1 protein-coding gene and 4 pseudogenes are annotated in these 2,727 nt (G+C 71.1%); 4 read left to right on the top strand and 1 reads right to left on the bottom strand.

The genetic code is table 11. From position 1 onward, the window contains the following. A pseudogene (locus ASJ79_RS35205) lies at nucleotides 1–134 on the bottom strand (cytochrome P450); the annotation flags it as partial. On the opposite strand from ASJ79_RS35205, the pseudogene ASJ79_RS22025 reads away from it, so the two are divergent. From ASJ79_RS22025 to ASJ79_RS34315, 4 genes and pseudogenes are all read left to right on the top strand, one after another. Beyond that, nucleotides 129–554 (top strand): annotated as a pseudogene (locus ASJ79_RS22025) (protoporphyrinogen oxidase); the annotation flags it as partial. The pseudogenes ASJ79_RS35205 and ASJ79_RS22025 overlap by 6 nt on opposite strands. Nucleotides 555–593: 39 nt before the next feature. After that, nucleotides 594–1,298 (top strand): hydrogen peroxide-dependent heme synthase, encoded by a 705-nt coding sequence (hemQ, locus tag ASJ79_RS22020; RefSeq protein ID WP_067959905.1) that lies wholly within the window; start codon nucleotides 594–596, stop codon nucleotides 1,296–1,298. A gap of 182 nt (nucleotides 1,299–1,480) precedes the next feature. Beyond that, nucleotides 1,481–2,566 (top strand): annotated as a pseudogene (locus tag ASJ79_RS35200) (diguanylate cyclase domain-containing protein); the annotation flags it as partial. Between the two features lie 51 nt (nucleotides 2,567–2,617). Then, a pseudogene (locus ASJ79_RS34315) lies at nucleotides 2,618–2,727 on the top strand (hypothetical protein); the annotation flags it as partial.

Genomic DNA, 2,727 nt, shown 5'->3' with positions numbered 1-2,727 from the left:
TCCCCCATGAATCCGATGAGCCGCGCGGTGGTCTCACCCCCGGCGCCGGCGATCATCGCGGTGTAGGCGAGCACCTCGGTGCGCTCCAGCGGTCGGCGGGTGCCGTCGGGCTCCTCGATCTCGGCGTCGAGCAGTCCGGCGTGCTCGTCGCCGGTCCGGGCCGGCTGCGCACCAAGGCCGTCACGCTGTCCTCCCGAAAGTGGGGACGGCGCGCCAACGTCGAGATGGTCCGCCTCTCGTACGGCCGGTTCGGTGACGAGCTCGCGCGCAGCGCCGGGGACGAGGAGTTGCTCACCTGGGCGGGGCAGGACCTCTCGGCGTTGTTCGGCATCGCGGTGGAGCCCGTCGACGCGCGGGTGGTCCGGTGGATCGACGCGATGCCGCAGTACGGACCCGGGCACGCCGCACTGGTCGCCGGCCTGCGTGCCGGCCTGCCGAGGGGGCTGGCGGTCGCCGGTGCCTACCTGGACGGGATCGGGGTTCCCGCGTGCGTCGCCGCCGCGACACGGGCCGTGGCGGCGCTGATGGTCGGCGGGGCCCCTGACGCACGGTGACGTGCTGGATCACATGCGCGTGCGTGGCACGATGGGCGCATGGCCAAGCTCGATTACGACGAACTCAACTCGACGATCCGCTACCTGATGTTCTCGGTGTTCGCGGTGAAGCCCGGCGCGTTGGACGCCTCGGACGACGCGCGCGCCTCCGTCGTCGACGAGACCGCGACCTTCCTGAAGGGTCAGGAGGACGCGGGCGTGGTCGTGCGGGGACTCTACGACATCGCCGGGATGCGGGCCGACGCCGATTTCATGATGTGGACGCATGCACCGACCGTCGAGGCGCTGCAGAAGACGTACGCCGACTTCCGCCGCACCACCACGTTGGGCCGCGCGTGCACACCGGTGTGGAGCAACGTGGCGCTGCATCGGCCGGCCGAGTTCAACAAGAGCCACATTCCCGCGTTCCTCGCCGGTGAAGAGCCCGGCGCTTACATCTGCGTCTATCCGTTCGTGCGGTCCCTGGAGTGGTACCTGCTGCCCGACGACGAGCGCCGCCGCATGCTCGCCGAACACGGGATGGCCGCGCGCGGGTACAAGGACGTGCGCGCCAACACGGTGCCCGCGTTCGCGCTCGGCGACTACGAGTGGCTGCTGGCCTTCGAGGCGCCGGAATTGCACCGCATCGTGGATCTGATGCGTGACCTGCGGGCCACCGACGCGCGCCGCCATGTGCGTGAGGAGACCCCGTTCTTCACCGGACCCCGGGTGTCGGTGGAACAGCTGGTGTCCGCTCTGCCCTGATTGTTTGCTGAGGCGCGCCGCGGCGGTGCCGGGCTGACGGGCACGCAAATAAAGGGGAACGCCGCCCGGGGCGAATTCTCAGATCGCGCGTGGTGAACGCCGAGCCGGCGCGCGTGTGGCAAATCCCCGCTGGTGCGCATCGCGGGGTGCCGTCTGCGGGCGGAAGTTGCTAAAGTCCGTTGATGCCGAACCTACGGGGGGTGGCGGCGGGCGGGGCGATCGTGAGCGCCGGGTATGCGGTGTGGTTGCTCGCCGGTTGGGGCGGAGAATCTGTCCTCCGCGTGGTCGACGACGTGGGGCTGGTGGTGTGCGCGTCCGTCGCGGCGCTCTGTGCAGGCCTGGCCGCGCGCCGGACCCGGCGCCACGAGCGCGCCGGGTGGATCTGCCTCGCGATCGGGTCAGGCGGCTGGGCAGCCGGCGAGGTGTTCTGGACCTGGGTGGACCGCGGTTCGGCGGCGGAGGCGGTTCCGTCGCCGGCCGACGGCGGGTACGCGCTCTTCCTGCTCGGCGCCGCCGCGTGCCTGATTTTCCTGCTGGCGGCCCACCCGGTCGGCATCCGCCTGCGCCTGACCCTCGACGGGCTGATCGTCGGTGCCGCGCTCTTCGGCGCCGCATGGGTGACGCTGCTCGGACCGGTGTACCTGGTCCGCGCCGGCTCGGGGGCGTCGGCGACGGCGGCGCTGGCCTATCCGTTGGTGGACATCGCGGTGATCTCGATGGCGGCGCTGATGCTCGTCCGCGCCCCGGTCTCCAACCGCCGTACGCTGGCGGCGCTGGCCGCCGGATTGATGCTGATCTCGTTGTCGGACATCGCTTTTGCGTATCTGTCGGCCACCGAGCGGCCCGCCTGTCTGCATCCGGTCGCGATCGGCTGGGTGTGGGGATTCCTGTGCCTGGCCTTCGCGGCGCTGTCGGCCGGGGACGGGCCCGGTGCCCGGGTCGGTGCACCGCAGCACACGCCGTCGCGGGCCGCGATGTGGCTGCCCTACGTGCCGGTCGTGGTGTCGGCGGCGATCTGCACACCAGCGCTGATCCCGGGACTCGGGCCGGTCTACATCGCGGCGGCCCTGACGGTGTTCGCCGTGATGATCCGCCAGTTCCTGGTCATCGGTGAGAACCGCCGGCTGGTCGGCGTGGTCGCCGAACAGGCCCTGCACGATCCGCTGACCGGGCTGGCCAACCGGGCGTTGTTCCAGGACCGCCTCTCGCAGGCGGTGCAGGCGCATCAACGTCGCCACCTGTCCGTCGCGGTGCTGGTGATGGATCTGGACCACTTCAAGGACGTCAACGAACACTTCGGGCATCCGACGGGCGACGCGGTGCTGCTGCGCGGGCCGAACGTGATGCTGGGCTACCTCGACGACCCCGAGGCGACGGCCGCCGCCATCGACGACGACGGCTGGCTGCACACCGGCGACGTGGGCGAACT

The sequence above is a fragment of the Mycobacterium sp. NAZ190054 genome (assembly GCF_001545925.1).
Lineage (GTDB): Bacteria > Actinomycetota > Actinomycetes > Mycobacteriales > Mycobacteriaceae > Mycobacterium.
The sequence above is the reverse complement of the archived record's forward strand: the minus strand, read 5'-3'. Positions and strand labels throughout refer to the sequence as shown.